The sequence below is a fragment of the Uliginosibacterium sediminicola genome (genome assembly GCF_039631295.1).
Classification (GTDB): domain Bacteria; phylum Pseudomonadota; class Gammaproteobacteria; order Burkholderiales; family Rhodocyclaceae; genus Viridibacterium; species Viridibacterium sediminicola.
This window is the reverse complement of the sequence record NZ_JBDIVE010000003.1, coordinates 279205-299744: the sequence shown is the minus strand read 5'-3', so window position 1 is coordinate 299744 and position 20540 is coordinate 279205. Positions and strand designations below refer to the sequence as shown.

Genomic DNA, 20540 nt, shown 5'->3' with positions numbered 1-20540 from the left:
CACTCCTGAAAGCAGAGTCTGCATCCTCACGCAGACGCGGCCAACAAGCTGCAACAGTGTGTAAGCAGTTGTTGCACCGACCACGCGCTACAGATCGCCCGGATCGACATCCAGATGCCAGCGCAGATCACGCGCCAGGCGGACCTCGTAGAGCTGGCGCATCCATTCGCTGAGCATCGCCTGCAAGGCCGGGCGCGAATCAGCCTCGACCACCAGCTGTGCGCGCTCCAGCCGGGCGCGCCGCACCAGGCGCATCGGCACCGGGTCGAACAGGCGCACCGCGCCCTGCAGGCTCAGCGCCAGCTCGCGCGCATGCTTGAGAAAGTCCAGCGCCTGCGCCAGATCGCTGGCTTCGGCACGCAACACGGCGTGGTGGCTGTAGGGCGGAAAGCCGGCCTGGCGCCGCTCGGCCAGCTGCAAGGCGGCAAAGCCGGGGAAGTCGTGCTCGGTCAGCTTGTGGAACAAGGGGTGGTCGACAAAGGCGGTTTGAATCAGCACCTCGCCCGGCAGCTCGGCCCGCCCGGCGCGCCCCGAGACCTGCATCAGTTGCTGGAACAGGCGCTCCGGCGCGCGGTAATCGGAGGAGTACAGCGAGGCATCGGCACCCACGATGCAGACCAGGGTGAGGCGCGGAAAGTCGTGCCCCTTGGCCAGCATCTGCGTGCCGACGAGGATGTCGACCTGGCCGGTGTCGATCTGTTCGCGCACGAAGGCCCATTGCGCCGGCGTCTTCACCGCATCACGATCGACGCGCAGGATGCGCGCGGCGGGGAAGTATTCGCCGAGCCGCTCTTCGAGGCGCTGCGTGCCGCGCCCGAAGGCCATCACGTCGTGGCTGCCGCAATCCGGGCAGGTGCGCGGCACCGGCGCCTCGGCCCCGCAGTGGTGGCAGCGCAGGATCGCATCGACCTGGTGGAACACCATATTGGCCGAGCAGTGCGGGCAGGCGCTGATCCAATTGCAGCTCGGGCAGGCGATCACCGGCGCGTAACCACGGCGGTTGAGGAAGACCAGGCTTTGCTCGCCGCGCTCCAGGCGCAGGCGCAGCGCATCGACCATTTGCGGTGACAGGCCCTGATCCAGCTTGAGCCGGCGCGTATCGATCAGGCGCACGCTCGGCGGCGCTTCGGCCACGGCGCGCTGGCTGAGGCTCAGCCGCGTGTAGCGCCCGCTGTCGGCGGCCAGCCAGCTCTCCAGCGCGGGCGTCGCCGAACCGAGCACCACCGGCACCGACTCCTGACGTGCGCGCCACACCGCCAGATCACGCGCCGAATAGCGCAGGCCTTCCTGCTGCTTGAACGAAGCGTCATGCTCCTCATCAACCACGATCAGGCCCAGGTTAGGCAAAGGCACGAAGACCGACAGCCGCGTGCCGAGCACGATGTCGACCTCCCCGCGCAGCGCCTGGACAAAGCCACGCGAGCGCGCACCGTCGGCCAGGCCGCTATGCAAGGCCACCAGACGTGCGCCGGGGAAACGCCCGGCCACGCGTTCGAGCAGCTGTGGCGTGAGGCCGATTTCCGGCACCAGCATCAGGGCCGCACGGCCCTGCAGCAGGCAGCGCGCAATCAGCTGCAGATAGACTTCGGTCTTGCCGCTGCCGGTAATGCCGTGCAGCAGGAAGCTCTCGAAACGACCCAGCGCTGCACCGATGCGCTCGATGGCCGCCGCCTGCTCGGCATTGGCCTGGAAACTGTCGACCGCCACGATATTGCTGCCCGGCGCCAGCACTTCGAGCCAGCCCTTGTTGCGCGCCTGGCGAATGCCCTCGCTGGCGGCGCCCGGCCGTGCATTGTCGAGCTGCTCCAGCAGCATCGCGCGGCGCATCGAGCCGGCGCTGCAGACCAGACTGACCGCCGCCAGCGCACGCGTCAGCTTGCTGGCCGCCGCCAAGGCCGCGCGGCCGGCGGCGGTGGCGGCAAGCAGGGGATCATCCTCACGTGGCAGGCGCACGGCGCGGCGCAAACCCGGCGGCAGCGCGGTAGCGATCACCTCGCCCAGCGGATGCTGGTAGTAGCGCGCGGCGAACTCGGCCATCGCCAGCCATTGCGCCGGCAACGGCGGCAGCTCCAGCAGCACTTCACGCACCGTGCGCAGTTTGTCGCGCGGCGGCGCATCGGCGGGATCGAGCGCAACGATCACCCCGGTTTTCTCGCCGGGGCCGAAAGGCACGCGCACGCACAGCCCCACCGCCAGCCCCTCATGCGCCTCGACCAGGTAGTCGAACAGGCGTGGTTTGGGCAGCGGCAAGGCGACACGGGCGATCCGCGCTGTGCTCATCAGCCGCCACCTTGAGCGCGCGCGCGTGCTGCGCAGCGGCGTCGCCGAAGCAAGCCTAGATGCATCATGTACTTGCGCGACATTGGTGAGGAGTCTGATGAGCTATCGCGCGCAAATGCATGTCCTTGCGTGATGCGGTTTCTTGTCCACACAGCCTGTGGACAAAATTGTGAGCAACCATCTATCGAAACTTTGTCTTGGTGCGCTTGCAATCGCCCGCCATTTCATGCTAAGGCCAAAATACATGCGCATTTTCATTTATAAACAAAGACTTGAATGTGAGTTTCAAACGCGTTACGGCAGACAGAGCGTTGTTGCGGCGCAGTACGATTTTGTGTGAATAAGTCAAGTAGGCGGAAGCGCAGGACAGGCCTTATTCATGACTTCGTCATGCCCAGAAAAGCCCTTGCAGCAAGGGCTTTTCCACCGTCACAAAGCTGCAATACGGGCAGCGGCGCCACTTCCCGCCCGAACACGGCTTACCCCAGGATCAGCGGGCTGACCCAGTCCTCGGCGGCCGGCTGCACCTCGCTGAAATCCTGCTCGGCGCGCAGGCTGCGGCTGTAGGCATGCACCGTGGACACCAGCACACTGACGTTGTCGTACGGCGCATGCTGGGAGATGCCGTGGCCCAGATTGAACACATGGCCATGATGCGGGCCGAAGGCGTCGAGCAAGGCGCGCACTTCGGCTTCGACCCCCGCCGCACTGCCCATCAGCACGCCCGGATCAAGATTGCCCTGCAAGCCGACACGGTGGCCAACGCGCGCACGCGCCAGCCCCAGATCGACGCTCCAGTCCAGGCCCAGCGCATCGCAGCCGGTCTGCGCCAGATCTTCGAGCCACTGGCCGCCGCCCTTGGTGAACAACACCAGCGGCACCAGTTCGCCCTCGTGGCTGCGCTTGAGGCCATCGACGATCTGCTGCATGTATTTGAGCGAGAACTCGCGATAGGCGCGCGTCGACAGCGCCCCGCCCCAGGTATCGAACAGCATCACGGCTTGCGCGCCGCTGTCGATCTGGGTGTTGAGGTAGGCCGTGACGGTCTGCGCATTGATGTCGAGGATGTGGTGCAGCAGCTCGGGGCGGCTGTACATCAGCGCTTTGACGTTGCGGAAGTCGTCCGAGCCGCCGCCTTCGATCATGTAGCACGCCAGGGTGAAGGGGCTGCCGGAGAAGCCGATCAGCGGCACCCGGTTATCGAGCGCCTTGCGGATCGCGCTGACGCCGTCGAACACATAGCTCAGCTTCTCCATCGGCGGTACGGCCAGCGCCTTGATCGCCTCTTCGCTGCGCAAGGGGCGCTCGAAGCGTGGCCCCTCGCCTTCGGCAAAATACAGACCGAGGCCCATCGCATCGGGCACGGTGAGGATGTCGGAGAAGAGGATCGCGGCGTCCAGCGGGAAGCGCTCGAGCGGCTGCAAAGTCACTTCGGTGGCGAAGTCCGGATTCTTGCAGAGGTCGAGAAAGCTGCCGGCGCGCGCGCGCGAAGCGCGGTATTCGGGCAGGTAACGGCCGGCCTGGCGCATCAGCCAGACGGGGGTGTAATCGGTCGGCTCACGCAGCAGGGCACGCAGCAGCGTGTCGTTGGTCGGACGGGTCATCGCTCAGTACCGGTACATCGGGAAGCTGCGGATTGTACCGCCCGCCGCCGCCCTCACGCTGGCTTTTCAGCGCCGCCATGACCTGCGGCGGCCAGCCCCTGCGGCAGCATTGTGGGCAACTCAGTCCAGCACGACACCGGCCTGCCGGAGCTGATCGACGATCTCGGCATGCAGCGGCACGCCGAGCGCTTCGTTGCGGGCGCAGTCCTGCCAACCGCGCTCGCCGGGGAACAGGAAAGCTTCGCGGAAGCTGGCTTCGGTTCGCAGATAGTCGAGGTAGCGCTCGACCTCGGCATGGAAATCCGGCGCACCGAAGGCTTCGATATTGAAGGCCAGGAAGAGCTTGCTGGCGTCGGTTTCAAGGCCCTTGGTGGCGCGCATCTCGCTGCAGAACAGGCCGCCCCCCAAGGCTGCGGTGAGAAATTCCATCATCAGCGCCAGACCGGCGCCCTTGTGTCCCCCCATCGGCGACACGGCACCAGACAGAATCGCGCGCGCATCGGTGCTCGGCTTACCCTCGGCATCGACGCCCCAGCCTTCGGGCAGGCTGCGCCCCTCGCGCAGCCAGGTAGTGACCTTGCCTACGGCCGCCTGGCTCATGGCCAGATCGAGCACCACCGGCGCGAGCCCTGCGGCACGCGGCACGCCGATGGCAATCGGGTTATTGCCGATCACCGCGCCTCGGGCGCCCCAGGCCGCCATGGTCTGGATTGCATTGGTGGTGCACAGGCCGATGCAGCCGGCTTGCGCGGCGCGCAAGGCATAGGCATGAGCACGCCCCCAATGCGTGGTGCGCTTGGCCAGGCAGACGCCCACGCCGAAGCGGCTGGCCCGCTCGACCGCCGCCTGCATCGCGGTCAGTGCGACGTAACGCCCTGGACCATTGTCGCCATCGAGCACACAGATGGCACCAAAATCACGCTCCCAGCGCAGCTCGGGGCGAGCATGGGCACGCCCCTCGTCAAAGCCGCGCAGCAGGGCTGGCAGCATGCGCACGCCGTGCGAGGGCACGCCGTGCAAGTCAGCCTCGGCCATGATCTGCGCCTCGATGTCGGCCAGCTCGGGAGCGAGCCCATGTGCCTGCATGGCGGTGCTGAGAGCCTCGACCAGTTGCGGATAGGGAATGCGGAAGTCCTGCTCAGAAGTCATAGATATGCTCGATGTGGATGCCCATGCCGTCGAGTTCGCGCAGGTTCTGCGCCAGATCACGAATCGGCACGCTGATGACGACGCGCTTTTCGCCGGGGCGGCTGAGCACGGGCTGTTCAAAGACGCTGACGGCACCCTCGCTGTCCGGCGCCCAGTCTGCAGGCACCAGAACCGACAGGAGCAGGCGCGTATCAGCGCCATTGCCGGCAATTTCGCTGAAGTTGGTTCCGCTGCGCGCCATCGCCACAGCCGGCGCGATGAAGCCGTGGTAACGCGGCAAGAGCAAGAGCTCGCCGCCCTCGCGCACGCTCTTGATGCGCTTGATCTCCGGCCAGCCGCCGACCAGCCGGTCCTGCCAGCGGTCGACAAACACCGCCGTCACCGGCTGCGCTGCGTCGTAAGTGGCGCGGGTGGCCTTGGCGATCAGCCAGGCATAGACCGCCTTGATGCCGTATTCGGTGCTCAGTGCGTACTTGCGTTCCCATTTGCGCAGGAGGTCATTGCCGCCGTAGCCGGTGTCACGCCACAGACTCTTGAGGCGGGCGAGAAAATCGAACTCGTACCAGGGGCGCTCACGGATGAAGTCGACGTAGTCCTGCGCAGTCTTGGCAGCAAAGCGTTCCTCGGCGGTCGGACCATGCTGGCGGCTGAGTTCGGCGAGGCGGCCGATGCTCAGCTCGTAGAGCGAGCGCAGGGCGTATTCGCAAGTCGTGCTGGTGGCGATCACGACGATCATCAGATGGTAGCCGGGGTTAAGCTGGCGCGGCCGGCTCGCCAGCTGGGCCTGGCTGACCCGCGCATAGCTGCGCCACAGCTGGCCGATATGCCCCCACCAGGGAAACTGGCTGGGCGGACGATCATCGGCCAGGTAACGCGCGTATTCGGCCGGGCTGTGCACCAGATACCACTCAGGGAAAGTCAGCCAGCTCTGCTCGGCGCTGCGCCAGTGTGCGGGCGGCGCCATCACGGCGGGCGCGCTGTCGGCAGGCAGGATCTGCGGCAGCGGCGCGGCGTAGGCGAACCGGGCAAAGCTCCAGCAGCACAGCAGGATCAGCAAGAGCGCGCGGCGCATGGCTAGACCCCGCGCTTGGTGAAGGACATCAGCACATTGCGCGTCGGGTCATGGTCTTGCAGCAGGCGCGCACCGGTATCGGTGAAACCGGCCGCATCGAGCCGCTGCACCCAGTCATTGACCGAACGGAAGTGGCGCGGCTCGTCGAGATTGCGCTCCCAGGAGACGCCAGTAGCGAGATTGAAGACGCTATGCGCCAGCGAGACGAAATCGCGCATCTCTGGCGTATCGACATCGTGCTCGCGCAGGATGAACAGCCCGCCCGGACGCAGCACGCGGTGGATGGACGCCAGGAAAGCCGCCAGATCAGGCGGATTGACGTGGTGCAGGCCGATGTAGCAGCTCACCAGATCGACACTGTTGTCGCGCAACAGCTTCTGGCCGAAAGGCGCGTAGCCATCGAGCGGCAGGAAACGGCCGATCTGCGCCAGACCGCCGCGCTCCATGATGTCGGCCAGCGAATTGCCGGGCGCCGTATCGCCGAGCAGGACCAGATCGCCGCGCACCCGCACATGGCGGCGCAGCGCGCTGATGTAACGCCCGGTGCTACCGATCTCGACATAGCCACTTAGACTGCGCCGCTCACCGAGCAAACGCAGGGTCTGCCGCGCCATCTCGCGCTTTTGCTTGCGCAGCGCTGGCAAGGCGAAGCGCAAATCGGCCAGGAAGGGGCGGATCTGCGGCAGTTGCTGCTGCACCTGGCGATAGATCGCCGCATCGTCATCGTGCTGGCGGCTGGCGGTGTGAATCAGCGCATGCAGGCGATCCTGCGGGAACAGGTGGAAGATGTTCTGCAGGAAGCGGTAGAAATCATCGCGCGCCGGCACGCTGCCGTAGACGCGCTGGAACTCCGACTCGGCCTCCTCGGGCTCCTCGTAAGCGCTCAGCGTCGGCGCGTAGTACTTGTCCCACAGCACATTACGCAAACGGTAGTGCGGATCGAGCTCGCGCTTGAGCGCAAACAGCTCGCGCGCGCGCGGATAAGCCTGATGGAACTGCTCCGGCGTGGCGTGCGGCTGGTACGGCAGGTAGTAGGTTCCGCCGGCTGCCAGCACTGCGTCGATCAGCTCGCGGGTCCACACCGCCACGCTGGCCTGCGCATGCGCCGCCGTGCTTTGCTTGTAGTAGAGCACCAGGGCAAAGGTCTCGCCGCGCGCCCAGGCGAGCAGGGAGCCGGGGTCGGACGCGGCATGGCGGATCGAGATGTTGAGCACATTGGCCTCGTGCCGTGCGAGGATTGCCGCCATCTTCGGCACGAACTCGTCGAGCCGGCGCTGCGGCACGAAGTACTCCTGCAGCACATAGGTCTTGCTGGCACGCGACGGCGGCTCCAGCTCGGCCACATCGTAACCGGCCTCAAAATTGCGCCAATGCACCGGGCGGCCGAAATACACCACCGGATCCACGAGGTGCTCGCGGCGCCACTTACCCAGCGGCGTCTCCGACACCGCCCAGAGGAAATAACGCTGCAGCGGATAGGCGCGGCGGAAGGGTTGCAGGCGGTGCGGCACGGTCACCGGGCGACGGGTTTCCGTCCAGGTCACCGCGCGGACGCGGCTATAGTGCGGCGGGTAGATGTCGGCATTGTGGAAGATCGCCCCCGGCGCACTGCGCACACTGCGGGCAAACCACTCGGCATACTTCTGCACACTCATGCTGACTTCGCGGCGCTCGACACGGCAGTTGTCCGCCAGCTCCAGCTCGGCCTCGGCGATCACGCCCACCGCACCGTAACCACCGATGGCGGCGTAGAACACCTGGGCATTGTGGCTCGGCGAAGCTTCCAGCAACTCGCCATCGGCCAGCACCAACAGGATCTTGCGCACCGACTGGATCAGCGGACCAAGGCCCATGTAGCGGCCGTGCGCATTGACCGACAGCGAACCGCCGACCGTGAAGTTGGCATAGGTCTGCATGATCTTGACCGACAGATCATGCGGATCGATGAATTTCTGGATGTCACACCAGCGGATGCCCGCCTGCACGCGGATCAGCTTTTCCTGCGGCGCGAAGAACAGCACCTGATTGAGCCCGCGCAGGTCCAGATGCAAGCTGCCGGGGCTGGTGGTCTGGCCGCCCATGCTGAAATGCCCACCGCCGACCGAGATCGGCAAACGCGTCTGGCGAATCGCTTCCTGCAGCTGCGCCAGCGTGAGCGGCCGCGACACCGACCACACCGGAACCGGATTGAGTCCGGTCACGTCATTGACCAGCACTTGAGTACTCATGAGTGGATATCGACCGTCAGATAATCAGCGTCACGCAGGCGCGCATCGGCGCCGAACTGGTTTTCGCCGGCTGATCCGGCGCGACAGCACAACAGGATCAACAACCACAGCGGGCCGGCAATCGGCAGCAGCACCCACAGCAGGCTGGCCAGCGATCGGCCCTGATCATGCAGCCGGCGCGCCAGCAAGACCAGCAGCGCCCAGGCCGTAAAAGGATAGAGCAGCCAGGTCAGCGTCTCGCTGCCCAGCGCTTCGATCAGCACGTAAAGCGCGGCAAACAGCAGCAAGACAAGCGGCAACAGCACATTGAAACAGCCACGCGAGAGACGCCCGGCCGGGGAAAGGTATCGCTGATAAAAGGACATCGACATGCGCGCTCCGCGTCTCGGTTTGTCGAAAGTGCTGTCATGCGGTAAGGATTGTGCCATTGCGCAGAATCTGCGCAAGCGCTTTCGCCGCCGCAGCCGCCGCACCGCGCTGCGCAAAATGCACTACCATCGCGAATCCCTGCCTCTGCCGACAGAAAAGTGCGCCTCCTTCGTCTTGCCCGCATCAGCCTGGTTGCCCTGCGCCACGGTCTGGATCAGATGATCCTCGACCGTACGGCGACTACCCGCGTGGGCGCTTGCCTGCGCCGCGTGCTGCCTGCACGCAGTTTCAGCGAAGCGCCGGAAGTCCGTTTGCGCCTGGCGCTCGAATCGCTCGGCCCGATCTTCGTCAAGTTCGGCCAGATGCTGTCGACCCGCCGCGACCTGCTCGCCCCGGCGCTCGCCGACGAGCTGGCCAAGCTGCAGGACCGCGTCCCGCCCTTCCCGACCGACCAAGCCCTGGCGCGCCTGGAGGCCGAATACGGCCGCACGGTCAATGAGGTGTTCGCCCGCTTCGACATGCAGCCGGTGGCATCGGCCTCGATTGCGCAGGTGCATTTCGGCGCGCTACCGGACGGTACCGAGGTCGCCATCAAGATCCTGCGCCCCGGCATCGAGAGCATCATCGCCAAGGATCTGGCCCTGCTCGACACCGCCGCCGCGCTGATCGAACGCCTGTGGGTCGACGGCCGCCGCCTCAAACCACGCGAAGTGGTCGCCGAATTCGCCAAGCATCTAGACGACGAGCTGGACCTGATGCGCGAAGCGGCCAACTGCTCGCAGCTGCGGCGCAACTTCAAGGACTCGACCCAGCTGCAAGTGCCCGAAGTGTATTGGGATTTTTGCGGCAAGTCGGTGATGGTGATGCAGCGCATGCACGGCATTCCGATCTCGCAGATCGACACCATGCGCGCACTCGGTGTCGATCTGGCCGCCCTGTCGCGCGCCGGTGTCGAAATCTTCTTCACGCAGGTGTTCCGCGACGGCTTCTTCCATGCCGACATGCATCCGGGCAACATCCTCGTCGCCACCGAAGGCGTGCGCCGGGGCCAGTACATCGCGCTGGACTTCGGCATCATGGGCACCCTCACCGACCGCGACAAGCAGTACCTGGCGCAGAACTTCCTCGCCTTCTTCAAGCGCGATTACAAGCGCGTCGCACAGGCGCACGTCGACGCCGGCTGGGTGCCGCCGGGCACGCGCGTCGATGAATTCGAGAGCGCCATCCGCGCCGTCTGTGAGCCGATCTTCGACAAGCCGCTCAAGGACATCTCTTTCGGCAAGACCCTGCTGCGCCTGTTCCAGACCGCGCGCCGCTTCCAGATGGAAGTGCAGCCGCAACTGGTGATGCTGCAAAAGACCTTGCTCAATATCGAAGGGCTCGGTCGCCAGCTCAATCCGGATCTGGACCTGTGGGCCACCGCCAAGCCCTTCCTCGAACGCTGGATGAGCGATCAGGTCGGGCCGCGCGCCCTGCTGCGCCACCTGCGTGATGAAGCGCCCAACTGGGCTGGCACCCTGCCCCAACTGCCGCGCCTGATGCATCAGGCCTTGCAGGACAACAGCACGGAACAGGCACGCCGCGCACTGGAGAACATGGGGCGGCGCATCGAAGCTCAGCAGAAAATGATCTATGCATGCGTGGCCACCCTGCTGCTGCTCTGCGGGCTTGTGCTGGCGCTGCTTTTGCGCTGACAGGGGCTCACTTTTAAGCGTTTTCCACAATGCATGTACGTCCGCGCTGTTTGATTTTCATCAAGTTACGCCGGACCGATTCCGCGTGAAATCGCTGCATGGGGGTTGTCCCCGTGACGCGGAGTAATTGAATGAAATACAAGCTGATCGCCGCTGCCCTTCTGGCAGCCTGCGCCACCCAGATCGCCAGTGCAGCGGGCGACTCGCCCTGGCTGGTACGTGCTCGCGCCATCTACCTGGCACCCGATAACCACGACACCACACCACTGAATCTGAACGTCAATGGCAAGTTCCTGCCTGAAGTCGACATCTCGTACTTCATCACCAAGAACATCGCCACTGAGCTGATCCTGACCTATCCGCAAAAGCACGACATCAAGGCCGGCAGCACCAAGATCGGCAGCCTCAAGCAATTGCCGCCGACACTCACCCTGCAATACCACTTCACGCCCGAATCTTCGTTCCGGCCGTACGTGGGCGCGGGCCTGAACTACACGCGCATTTCCAGCGTGAGCCTGCCGGACGGCTTCAGCATCGACAAGAACAGCTTCGGCTACGCGCTGCAAGCAGGTTTCGATGTCGCGCTGACCAAGCAGACCTCGCTGAACTTCGACGTCAAGAAGGTCAAAATCGCGACCGATGTGAAGGCCAATGGCAACAAGGTCGGCACCCTGCATGTCGATCCGCTGCTGTTCGGCATCGGCTTCGGCTACCGCTTCTAAGCCGGCACAGAAAAGCAAAAAGCCCTCGTCGCTGCGCAGCCAGCGACGAGGGCTTTTTCTTTGTGGTGGCGCTTACTTCGACTGCAGGCGTTCAATCAATGCCGTGGTGAGATTGGCCTGGTTGAGCGTATAGAAATGCAGGCTTGGCGCACCGCCGGCCAGCAGACGCTCGCACAGCTGACTGACCACATCAAGCCCGAACGCACGGATGCTTTCGGCATCATCACCATAAGCCTCGAAGCGGCGGCGCATCCATTGCGGAATTTCCGCACCACAGCTCTCGGAAAAGCGCGCCAGCTTGCTGAAACTGGCAATCGGCATGATGCCCGGCACGATGGGAATGTCGACACCGGCAGCGCGCACTTCGTCGACAAAGCGGAAGTAGGCATCCGCATTGTAGAAATACTGCGTGATCGCTGAATTGGCGCCGGCACGCACCTTGGTGAGGAAGGCCTGCAGATCGCTGGCTGCGCTGCGCGCCTGCGGATGTACCTCGGGATAGGCGGCGACCTCGATGCGGAACTCATCGCCCGACTCGCGCCGGATGAAGGCCACCAGTTCGCTGGCATAACGGAATTCGCCGGGATCGGCCATCCCCGAAGGCAAGTCACCACGCAGCGCGACAATGCGCTTGGCACCAACTTCGCGAAACTCGGCCAGATGTTCGCGGATGCTCGCTTCGGTGGCGCCGATGCACGACAGATGCGGTGCGGCATCCAGCCCTGCAGCACGGATCTCGCGCACGATCTGCAGCGTGCGGTCACGCGTCGAACCGCCGGCGCCATAGGTCACGGAGAAGAACTCCGGGCCCAGTGCAGCGAGCTGGTCACGCACGCCACGCAGCTTGACGAGGCCTTCGGGCGTCGCCGTCGGAAAGAACTCGACGCTAAATTGCAGCGCGGAGTGAGGAGTGGGGAGTGGGGAGTTCATCGTAGCGTGTCCATCATTTCGTGAGCCGAAATGAAATTCGGAGAAGGAAAGGACGGGCAAGGCAGCCGTACAGCACTGCTTCCCCGCCCCTCGCTCAGTCAATCAATAGCGATAATGATCGGCCTTGTACGGACCTTCGATCGGCACGCCGATGTAGGCCGCCTGGTCCGGACGCAGCGTGCTCAGCTGCACGTTGAGCGTCTTCAGCTGCAGACGGGCGACCTTTTCATCAAGATGCTTGGGCAGGGTGTACACGCCCACCGGATACTCCGCCGTCTTGGTGAACAGCTCGATCTGCGCGATGGTCTGGTTGGCGAAGCTGGAGCTCATCACATAGCTGGGGTGGCCGGTGGCGCAGCCCAGATTCACCAGGCGACCCTTGGCCAGCAGGATGATGCGCTTGCCGTCGGGGAAGATCACGTGGTCGACCTGCGGCTTGATCTCTTCCCACTGGTACTTTTCCAGCGAAGCGACATCGATCTCGTTGTCGAAGTGACCGATGTTGCAGACGATGGCATTGTTCTTCATCGCCACCAGATGCTCGTGGGTGATGACGTGGAAATTGCCGGTGGTGGTGACGAAGATGTCAGCCTTGTCGGCGGCATACTCCATGGTCACCACGCGGTAACCTTCCATGGCCGCTTGCAGGGCACAGATCGGGTCGATCTCGGTGACCCAGACCTGGGCGGACAGCGCGCGCAGCGCCTGCGCCGAGCCCTTGCCCACGTCGCCATAGCCACACACCACGGCAACCTTGCCGGCAATCATCACATCGGTGGCGCGCTTGATGCCGTCGACCAGGGATTCACGGCAGCCATAGAGATTGTCGAACTTGGACTTGGTGACCGAGTCATTGACGTTGATCGCCGGGAACTTGAGGTCGCCACGCTGATGCATCTGATACAAACGATGCACGCCGGTGGTGGTCTCTTCGGTCACGCCCTTGATCTGTGCCAGACGCGTCGAGTACCAGCTCGCGTCCTGCCCCAGCTTGGCCTTGATCGCGGCAAAGAGAATCGTCTCTTCTTCCGACTTCGGATCGGCCAGCACCGACAGATCTTTCTCGGCCTTGGCGCCCAGATGCAGCAGCAAGGTTGCATCGCCGCCATCATCGAGAATCATGTTCGAGTAGCCGCCATCGGCCCACTCGAAAATGCGGTGCGTGTAATCCCAGTACTCGGTGAGCGACTCGCCCTTGACCGCGAACACCGGAATGCCGGCCGCCGCAATCGCCGCCGCCGCATGGTCCTGCGTCGAGAAAATGTTGCACGAGGCCCAGCGTACTTCAGCGCCGAGCGCAGTGAGCGTCTCGATCAGCACGGCGGTCTGGATCGTCATGTGCAGACTGCCGGTGATGCGCGCGCCCTTGAGCGGCTGCGTGCTCGCGAACTCTTCGCGAATGGCCATCAGGCCCGGCATTTCGGTTTCAGCGATGAGGATCTCTTTGCGGCCCCAGTCGGCGAGCTTGAGATCGGCAATGACGTAATCGGAAAAATTTTCAGCCACGGTGTTCTCCTTGAACAGTGTGGCCGGGAGGGAGGGGAGCTTGCGATGCGGCTCACCTGAGGAAGTGCCAGCGCGGGCCAGCGATTCCGTCCCCGTGCCCGGCACGGTTTGACAGGTGAGCGCAGTTGAAACAGCCTGGACAGGGCCAGGTTCCGAGCCTGGGAGGGTGGATTGCGTCTCCGCCTTCTCGCAGCGCTCCTCGGAAGAAATCGGATTATAGCCGCCTCAAGTGATCCTTGCCATCTCTCCCAGCCACAGCGCATCGAGGTCGGGGAAGTTCCACTTCGCAGGATCTTCGCGCCCGGCAATGCCGTCGCGACAGCTTTTCTCGGACAGATCGACAATCACCGGGATGATGCGGGCATTGCTGCGCGTCGAGAAGAAAGCCAGCACGATGGGCGCCAGCAAGGACGTGCCGGACTGCTCGATCACCACGGCAATGCGCCCGGACTTCAAACGCAGCAGGGAACCGATGGGGTAGATGCCGAGGCTGCGCACGAAAGCGTGGAAGATGTCTTCATCGAAATGCCCTTTGCACCACTCGGTCATCTTGCGCAGCGATTCGGCCGGACACCAACCCTTTTTGTAGGGCCGGTTGGAGGTAATCGCGTCATACACATCGCAGACCGCGCCCATGCGCGCAAACAAGCTGATCTGCGCGGCCGGCAAGTGATGCGGGTAGCCGCTGCCATCCATTTTTTCATGGTGGTGGAGGCAGACATCGAGGGTGACTTCGCTCACCCCCTGCGCCTCGCGCAAAGCCTGCCAGCCTTCCAGCGGATGACGGCGCACCACATCGAACTCGGCATCCGTCAGCCGCCCTGGCTTGTTGAGGATTTCCGGCGGAATCCACATCTTGCCCAGATCATGTAGCAAGCCGGCCATGCCAGCCTCACGCGTCTGCTGGGCGTCCTGCCCGAGCTGGCGCGACAAGGCCACCATCAGCGCGCAGACCGCCACCGAATGCATGTAGGTGTAGTTGTCCTTGGTCTTCAGGCGCGCCAGGCTGATCAGGGCGCCGGGATTACGCATCACCGAATTGGAGATTTCCTCCACCAGCGGCAAGGCATCCGCCGTGTCCAGCGCCTTGCCCATGCGTGCTTCGCTGAACATCGACTGCACGGCATCCTTGGCCTTGCGACAGATGCGCGAAGCGCGCTGCAATTCCTCCGCCATCGAGCACGGCGCCGGCACGGCCGGACTCTCTGCCAACTCAAGCAACTCGACTTCTACTGCCCGCTCGACACTCGCCAGATCTTCGTCGGGCGGGGTCTCATCGGCCGCCACATCCAGGCCTTTGGCCGTATCGATCCAGACCTCGCGGATTGCGCTATTGCGCAGACTGTCCAGCTCCTGCTGCGAAGAGAGCAGGAACGCGCTGCGCCAGAACGGATGATCCATCCAGGAACCACAAAGTTCATGAAGAAACATTCCAACACGGAGCTGATCACAACGAACGCGCTTGAGCATGACTGAAAGGAGCGGCCTGCGGCCACCCGGACGACGCGAAGGAAGCCAAGAATGCTGCAGTTTACGCAAGCCAAGCGGCCACCCAAGACCGGAAAGGACGAGAAAAAGGGCCGCTTACGCGACCCTTTTCAGCTTATTTTGGTTGGAACCGACAAAAGCCTATCCAAGCGCACTCACACGCTGAAGATCCGGGCCGCTCACGCAGCCCTCATTCAGCTCATTTTGGGTCGCGCTGGCTGCGCCAGCACTCCCCGAAGCACGGACGCCTCGGGGCTTGCGCCCCGGGCCTCTTCGCTTCGCTCAGAGACCGGCGTCAGCGCGCAGCGCTGCCCACTCGCTCTGCTCGTGACGAGGGCCGCTCTCGCGGCCCTCATTCAGCTCATTTTGGGTCGCGCTGGCTACGCCAGCACTCCCCGAAGCACGGACGCCTCGGGGCTTACGCCCCGGGCCTCTTCGCTTCGCTCAGAGACCGGCGTCAGCGCGCAGCGCTGCCCACTCGCTCTGCTCGTGACGAGGGCCGCTCTCGCGGCCCTCATTCAGCTCATTTTGGGTCGCGCTGGCTACGCCAGCACTCCCCGAAGCACGGACGCCTCGGGGCTTACGCCCCGGGCCTCTTCGCTTCGCTCAGAGACCGGCGTCAGCGCGCAGCGCTGCCGCCTTGTCCGTGCTTTCCCAGGTGAACTCCGGTTCGTCGCGGCCGAAGTGGCCGTAGGCGGCGGTCTTGGAGTAGATCGGGCGCAGCAGGTTGAGGGACTGGATGATGCCCTTGGGGCGCAGGTCGAAATGCTGTTCGATCAGGGCGACGATCTTCTCGTCACTGATCTTGCCGGTACCAAAGGTATTGACCGACAGCGAAACCGGGCGGGCGACGCCGATGGCGTAGGCGACCTGCACTTCGACGCGGTCGGCCAGACCGGCGGCGACGATGTTCTTGGCGACGTAACGACCGGCGTAGGCCGCCGAGCGGTCGACCTTGGACGGATCCTTGCCCGAGAAGGCGCCACCACCGTGACGGCCCATGCCACCGTAGGTGTCGACGATGATCTTGCGGCCGGTCAGACCGCAGTCGCCGTGCGGGCCGCCCACGACGAAGCGGCCGGTCGGATTGACGAGGTAACGCACATTGCCTTGCAGCAACTCGGGCGGCAGCACCGGCTTGATGATCTCTTCGATCACCGCCTCGCTCAGTTCCTTGTGCTCGATGTCCGGGCTATGCTGGGTGGACACCACCACGGTGTCGATTGCCACCGGCTTGCCATCGACGTATTTGACGGTCAGCTGGCTCTTGGCGTCCGGACGCAGCCAGGGCAGACGGCCGTCCTTACGCACTTCGGCCTGGCGCTGCATGATGCGGTGCGCATAGTAGATCGGCAGCGGCATCAGCTGCGCCGTTTCATTGCTGGCATAGCCAAACATCAGGCCCTGGTCGCCTGCGCCCTGCTCCAGATCGAGGCCTTCACCTTCATTGACGCCTTGTGCGATGTCCGGCGACTGGCGATTGATGGCGGTGAGGATGGCGCAGCTCTTGTAGTCGAAACCGATATCGGAATCGTCATAGCCGATGCGCTTGACCGTGTTCTGCGCGATCTCGCGGTAATTGATGTGGGCATTGGTGGTGATTTCACCGGAGATCACCACCAGGCCGGTGGACACCAGAGTCTCGCAGGCCACACGGCCGGCCGGATCGCTGGACAGCACGGCGTCGAGCACCGCATCGGAAATCTGGTCGGCAACCTTGTCCGGATGGCCTTCGGAGACCGATTCGGAAGAAAACAAAAATTCATTCGCCATATTGTGCTCCGCAAACGAAAAACCCCGTAGATGGCGCGCTGCCAGCTCCGGGGTATGAGCAAGCGACGCTTTAGCAGTATTTGAGTCGGCGCACTAGCCAGACTTGCCGCCCTGCAAGTTGTCGTTTTAACTCGGCGGTTCGCATGATTATAACGCTCGCCACGCTGCCGCACGCAAGAAGCTTGCGCAGCGGCATTGACCTTGGGCGCGATCCATAAGAAGATCGGCCGCAGCGCCCTGCAAGTGCGGCCAGCCGCGATGCCTGGCCAGCGTCATGTTCCGCTCCCGCAGCCAGCTGATTTCAGCACAGCCCCGTACCCGCGGTTCATAGTGTCATTTCAATGGTCATCACAGGCAATCAGCAGCTCGTCAAGCGCCTCAATCAGCTGGCCATCCTGCGCGCCGTCCGCGCGCATCCCGGCATTTCGCGCAGCGAGGTGGCGAGCGTCGTCCGGCTCACCAAATCGACCATCGGCCATCTGGTCGAAGCGCTGATCGAGGAGGGCTGGCTGGACGAATCGCCCACCCCGACCCCGACCCACACCGGCCGCCGCCCAACCCCGCTGCACCTGGACCAGACGCGCAAGTTCGTACTCGGCGCGAGTATCAACAACCAGCAGATCGAGCTGGTGGCCACCTCGCTGCGTGGAGAACTGCGCGAAACTTTCCTCGCCCCGGCTGATCGCGAGCTCGGCACGGTGCTCGACACCCTGGCCGCACTGATCACCCGTTTCGCGGCCACACTGGATCCCGCGCGGCAGCAGATCGTCGGCATCGGCTTGGGCGTGCCTGGCACGGTCGACGAAGCACGCGGCGTGTTGCGCTACTCGGAACAGACCGGTTGGCACGACGCGCCGATCCGCGACATGCTGCACGCCCGCCTCGCCGACGCGGGGCTGCACAGACTGCCGCTGATACTTGAACGCGCTGTCAATTGCACCGCCTTCCTTCACTTCGAGCGGGAAAAAATTGAGGGTGAGGGCCCGCTGTTGTATGTCCATGTCGGCGAAGGCGTGGCCGCTTCGGTGGTCGCCCATCAGCGCATCCTGCGTGGTCACAACGGCGTCGCCGGTTCCATCGCCCACCTGCAGATGCAGGCCGATGGCCCACTGTGCCGCTGTGGGCAGCGTGGCTGTGCCAACACCCTGATGTCCCTGCCCGCCATGTGTGCCGCCTTCGGGCAGGATCTGGCCGCGCTGGAAGCGGCCAGCGCCGCCGGCGAGGTAGCCGCCCATGCGGTGCAGCGTGAAGCCGGCAGCCAGCTCGGACGCCTGCTGGCGGACCTGGACCGGCTCTTCGACCCCTCCCACATCCTGGTCGGCGGGCCGGCCTTCCGCCTCAGCGGCCCGTATCTGGCCTCGGCGCAGGCCATGCTGAGCGCCTGCGCGCGCCGCCACTCCGCAGCCAAGACCATCAAGCTGGTAAGCTTGGCGCACAATACGCTCGCCCTGGGCGCCGCCGCGGCCGCGCTGCACGTGCTGCTGAGCTGCCCGATCGAACGCGAGGCGCTTGAAACAGCGCCCACTTCCCTGAGCATCCTTGCTTGAGACGTCTCGTTTGAAAAAACTGATTCCGCTTCTGTTCCGCTGGCTTGGCCGCCTCTCGCTGCGCAAACTGCACTGGCTCGGCGCTACGGCCGGGCTGCTGGTGCTCTACGCCTCAGCCAGTTATCGCCAGCGCCTGATCGCCAACATGACGCGAGGCCTCGGCCGGCCGCCGCAGGCTGCGGAAATCCGCCGCACCGCTGCCGAAACCGGACGCATGATGTTCGAGCTGCCCTATATCTGGCAGCGACCGCTGGCGCGCGTACTCGGCCACGTCCTGGCGGTTGAAGGCTGGGACAAGGTCGAGGCCCTGCGTGCCGAGGGCAAGGCCATCGTAGCGCTGACCCCGCATCTGGGCTGTTTCGAGATCATCTCGCTCTACATCGGTGAGCGCATGCCGATGACCGTGCTCTACCGGCCGCCCAAGCAGGCGATGATCGAACCGATCCTGCGTGCCGGGCGCGAGCAGGGCAGCATCCGCCTGGCGCCCGCCGATCTGTCGGGTGTGCGACGCCTGATCAAGGCGCTGCGCCAGGGCGAAGCCACCGGCCTGCTGCCGGACCAGGCGCCGGGCAAGGGCGAAGGCCTGTGGTCGCCGTTCTTCGGCAAACCGGCCTACACCATGACCCTCGCTGCCCGCTTGAGCGAGGTGAGCAATGCTGCGGTGGTGCTGTTCTGGGCCGAGCGCGTTGTCGGCAAGGGTTGGTGTATCCATGTCGAGACCCCGGACGAAGCGCCCAGCGGCACGCTGGAAGAGCGCGTGCACAGCATCAATCGCAATATCGAAACCCTGATCCTCAAATGCCCGACGCAATACCTGTGGGGCTATAACCGCTACAAGACTCCGGCTGGTGCCGAACCGCCGCCTGCGCAATGATTTCGTACTTCTTCACTTCGCTCTTTCTCGCTTTCATGTGGCTGCTGCACTGGCTGCCGCTGCCTGTGCAGGCCGCCTTCGGCTGGCTGCTCGGGCATTTGCTATACGTGCTGGTGGCGCCGCGACGGCGCGTGGTGATGACCAATCTGCGCCTGAGCTTTCCCGAGCTGAGCACGGCCGAGCGGCGGCGCATGACGCGGCAGATCTTCGTTGCGGTGACGCGCTCGATGCTCGAACGCGGCATCATCTGGTGGGCCAGCGAGGCACGCATCCGCCGCCTCGTCGAACTGCGCGGCGTCGAGCAGATTCACGCCTTGCACGCCGAGGGCCGCGCCGTGGTGATGCTGGTGCCGCACTTCGTGGGTCTCGACATGGCCGGCAGCCGCATGGCGATGGAGCTCGACTGCGTCAGCATGTACGCCGCCCAGCTCAACAAGCTGCTCGAAAAGATGCTGCTGCGCGGCCGCACGCGCTTTCGCGACCAGGCCCTGCTGTCGCGTCAGGAAGGCATTCGCGGCGCGGTGCGGGCAATGAAGAAAGGCCGCCCGTTCTATTACCTGCCCGACCTCGACTACGGCCCCAAGGAATCGATCTTCGTGCCCTTTTTCGGCGTGCAGACGGCGACCATTCCCGGCTTGTCGCGCATCGCCCGCCTGGCCGACGCCGTGGTGGTGCCGCTGGTGGTGCGCATGAAACCCTGGGGACAAGGCTATGTCGCTGAGTTCGGCACGCCCTGGCAAGACTTCCCGTCCGAGGACATCGTCGCCGACACCACGCGCATGAACGCCTGGATCGAAGCCGAAGTACGCAAGAGTCCGACGCAGTACTACTGGGTGCACAAGCGCTTCAAGACACGGCCCGAAGGCGAGGCGAGATTCTATTGAGCCGCTTCCGCAACCCTGACGAGGCGCGCATCGCCGAACTCTTGCGCACGGTGAAGACCGTCGCCGTGGTCGGCCTGTCGCCCAATCCGGCGCGCCCCAGTTATGGCGTGGCGGCCAGCATGCAGCGCCACTTTGGCTGGCAGATCGTGCCGGTGCGCCCGCTGCTCAGCGAAGTGCTCGGCGAAAAAGCCTATGCCAGCTTGCGCGAGATCCCGTTCGCCATCGATCTGGTCGACGTTTTCCGCAATCCTGATACGCTGGCGCCCATCGTCGATGACGCCATCGCCATCGGCGCCCCCCGCCTGTGGCTGCAAGATGGCGTGATCAACGAGGCCGAGGCCTTGCGTGCGCAAGCTGCGGGCATCGAAGTCATCATGAACCGCTGCGTATGGCGTGACGCCCTGCGCTTTCTTAGATAAA

16 protein-coding genes and 1 riboswitch are annotated in these 20540 nt (G+C 64.4%); of the genes, 6 read left to right on the top strand and 10 right to left on the bottom strand.

All coding sequences use genetic code 11. The features are described 5' to 3' along the window. Positions 1-87: 87 nt before the first annotated feature. The 6 genes from ABDB84_RS08315 to ABDB84_RS08290 all read right to left on the bottom strand — a co-directional run bounded on the left by ABDB84_RS08315 (position 88) and on the right by ABDB84_RS08290 (position 8704). Complete coding sequence (locus ABDB84_RS08315) at positions 88-2280, bottom strand: primosomal protein N' (RefSeq protein ID WP_345919249.1); 2193 nt, start codon at positions 2278-2280, stop codon at positions 88-90. Between the two features lie 479 nt (positions 2281-2759). Then, positions 2760-3884 carry a uroporphyrinogen decarboxylase gene (gene hemE / locus ABDB84_RS08310; RefSeq protein WP_345919248.1) on the bottom strand — a complete coding sequence of 375 codons (1125 nt, stop codon included), beginning with the start codon at positions 3882-3884 and terminating at the stop codon, positions 2760-2762. Positions 3885-4004: 120 nt separating this feature from the next. Further along, positions 4005-5033, bottom strand: coding sequence for an Ldh family oxidoreductase (locus ABDB84_RS08305; protein ID WP_345919247.1), 1029 nt, complete (start codon positions 5031-5033; stop codon positions 4005-4007). Further along, positions 5023-6105 carry a hypothetical protein gene (locus ABDB84_RS08300; RefSeq protein WP_345919246.1) on the bottom strand — a complete coding sequence of 361 codons (1083 nt, stop codon included), beginning with the start codon at positions 6103-6105 and terminating at the stop codon, positions 5023-5025. The genes ABDB84_RS08305 and ABDB84_RS08300 overlap by 11 nt, the downstream gene beginning before the upstream one ends. 2 nt (positions 6106-6107) lie before the next feature. After that, positions 6108-8333, bottom strand: a complete 2226-nt coding sequence (locus tag ABDB84_RS08295; RefSeq protein WP_345919245.1) for an FAD-binding protein — start codon at positions 8331-8333, stop codon at positions 6108-6110. Beyond that, a complete protein-coding gene (locus ABDB84_RS08290) occupies positions 8330-8704 on the bottom strand; it encodes a DUF805 domain-containing protein (RefSeq protein WP_345919244.1) in 375 nt (124 codons plus the stop codon). Before ABDB84_RS08290 ends, ABDB84_RS08295 begins: the two co-directional genes overlap by 4 nt. Positions 8705-8860: 156 nt before the next feature. Here ABDB84_RS08290 and ubiB point away from each other — a divergent pair, with 156 nt between their 5' ends. Continuing rightward, a complete protein-coding gene (gene ubiB, locus ABDB84_RS08285) occupies positions 8861-10396 on the top strand; it encodes a ubiquinone biosynthesis regulatory protein kinase UbiB (RefSeq protein WP_345919243.1) in 1536 nt (511 codons plus the stop codon). 131 nt (positions 10397-10527) lie between these two features. Further along, positions 10528-11118 (top strand): OmpW/AlkL family protein, encoded by a 591-nt coding sequence (locus tag ABDB84_RS08280; RefSeq protein WP_345919242.1) that lies wholly within the window; start codon positions 10528-10530, stop codon positions 11116-11118. A 72-nt stretch (positions 11119-11190) separates the two neighbouring features. Here ABDB84_RS08280 and metF read toward each other — a convergent pair whose 3' ends face one another. From metF to metK, 4 genes are all read right to left on the bottom strand, one after another. Then, positions 11191-12048, bottom strand: a complete 858-nt coding sequence (metF, locus tag ABDB84_RS08275; protein ID WP_345919241.1) for a methylenetetrahydrofolate reductase [NAD(P)H] — start codon at positions 12046-12048, stop codon at positions 11191-11193. A gap of 102 nt (positions 12049-12150) precedes the next feature. Beyond that, positions 12151-13554: an adenosylhomocysteinase gene (gene ahcY / locus ABDB84_RS08270; protein ID WP_345919240.1), complete on the bottom strand. Its 1404-nt coding sequence runs from the start codon at positions 13552-13554 to the stop codon at positions 12151-12153. 110 nt (positions 13555-13664) lie between these two features. After that, positions 13665-13761, bottom strand: a riboswitch (S-adenosyl-L-homocysteine riboswitch). A gap of 18 nt (positions 13762-13779) precedes the next feature. Further along, entirely contained in the window at positions 13780-15024 is a 1245-nt protein-coding gene (locus ABDB84_RS08265) for a cyclic di-GMP phosphodiesterase (protein ID WP_345919239.1), read from the bottom strand. A gap of 624 nt (positions 15025-15648) precedes the next feature. Beyond that, positions 15649-16815 carry a methionine adenosyltransferase gene (gene metK, locus ABDB84_RS08260; RefSeq protein WP_345919238.1) on the bottom strand — a complete coding sequence of 389 codons (1167 nt, stop codon included), beginning with the start codon at positions 16813-16815 and terminating at the stop codon, positions 15649-15651. Between the two features lie 341 nt (positions 16816-17156). Between metK and ABDB84_RS08255 the strand changes: the two genes are divergently transcribed. Genes ABDB84_RS08255 through ABDB84_RS08240 form a run of 4 tightly spaced genes read left to right on the top strand, consistent with a single transcriptional unit; the run spans position 17157 to position 20539 of the window. Then, positions 17157-18362, top strand: coding sequence for an ROK family transcriptional regulator (locus tag ABDB84_RS08255; RefSeq protein ID WP_345919237.1), 1206 nt, complete (start codon positions 17157-17159; stop codon positions 18360-18362). Positions 18363-18372: 10 nt separating this feature from the next. Then, the gene (locus ABDB84_RS08250; protein WP_345919236.1) at positions 18373-19236 is read left to right on the top strand and encodes a lysophospholipid acyltransferase family protein; all 864 of its coding nucleotides are present in this window, start codon (positions 18373-18375) and stop codon (positions 19234-19236) included. Next, positions 19233-20120 carry a lysophospholipid acyltransferase family protein gene (locus tag ABDB84_RS08245; protein ID WP_345919235.1) on the top strand — a complete coding sequence of 296 codons (888 nt, stop codon included), beginning with the start codon at positions 19233-19235 and terminating at the stop codon, positions 20118-20120. The genes ABDB84_RS08250 and ABDB84_RS08245 overlap by 4 nt, the downstream gene beginning before the upstream one ends. Next, a complete protein-coding gene (locus ABDB84_RS08240) occupies positions 20117-20539 on the top strand; it encodes a CoA-binding protein (RefSeq protein ID WP_345919234.1) in 423 nt (140 codons plus the stop codon). The genes ABDB84_RS08245 and ABDB84_RS08240 overlap by 4 nt, the downstream gene beginning before the upstream one ends. Position 20540: the final 1 nt, after the last annotated feature.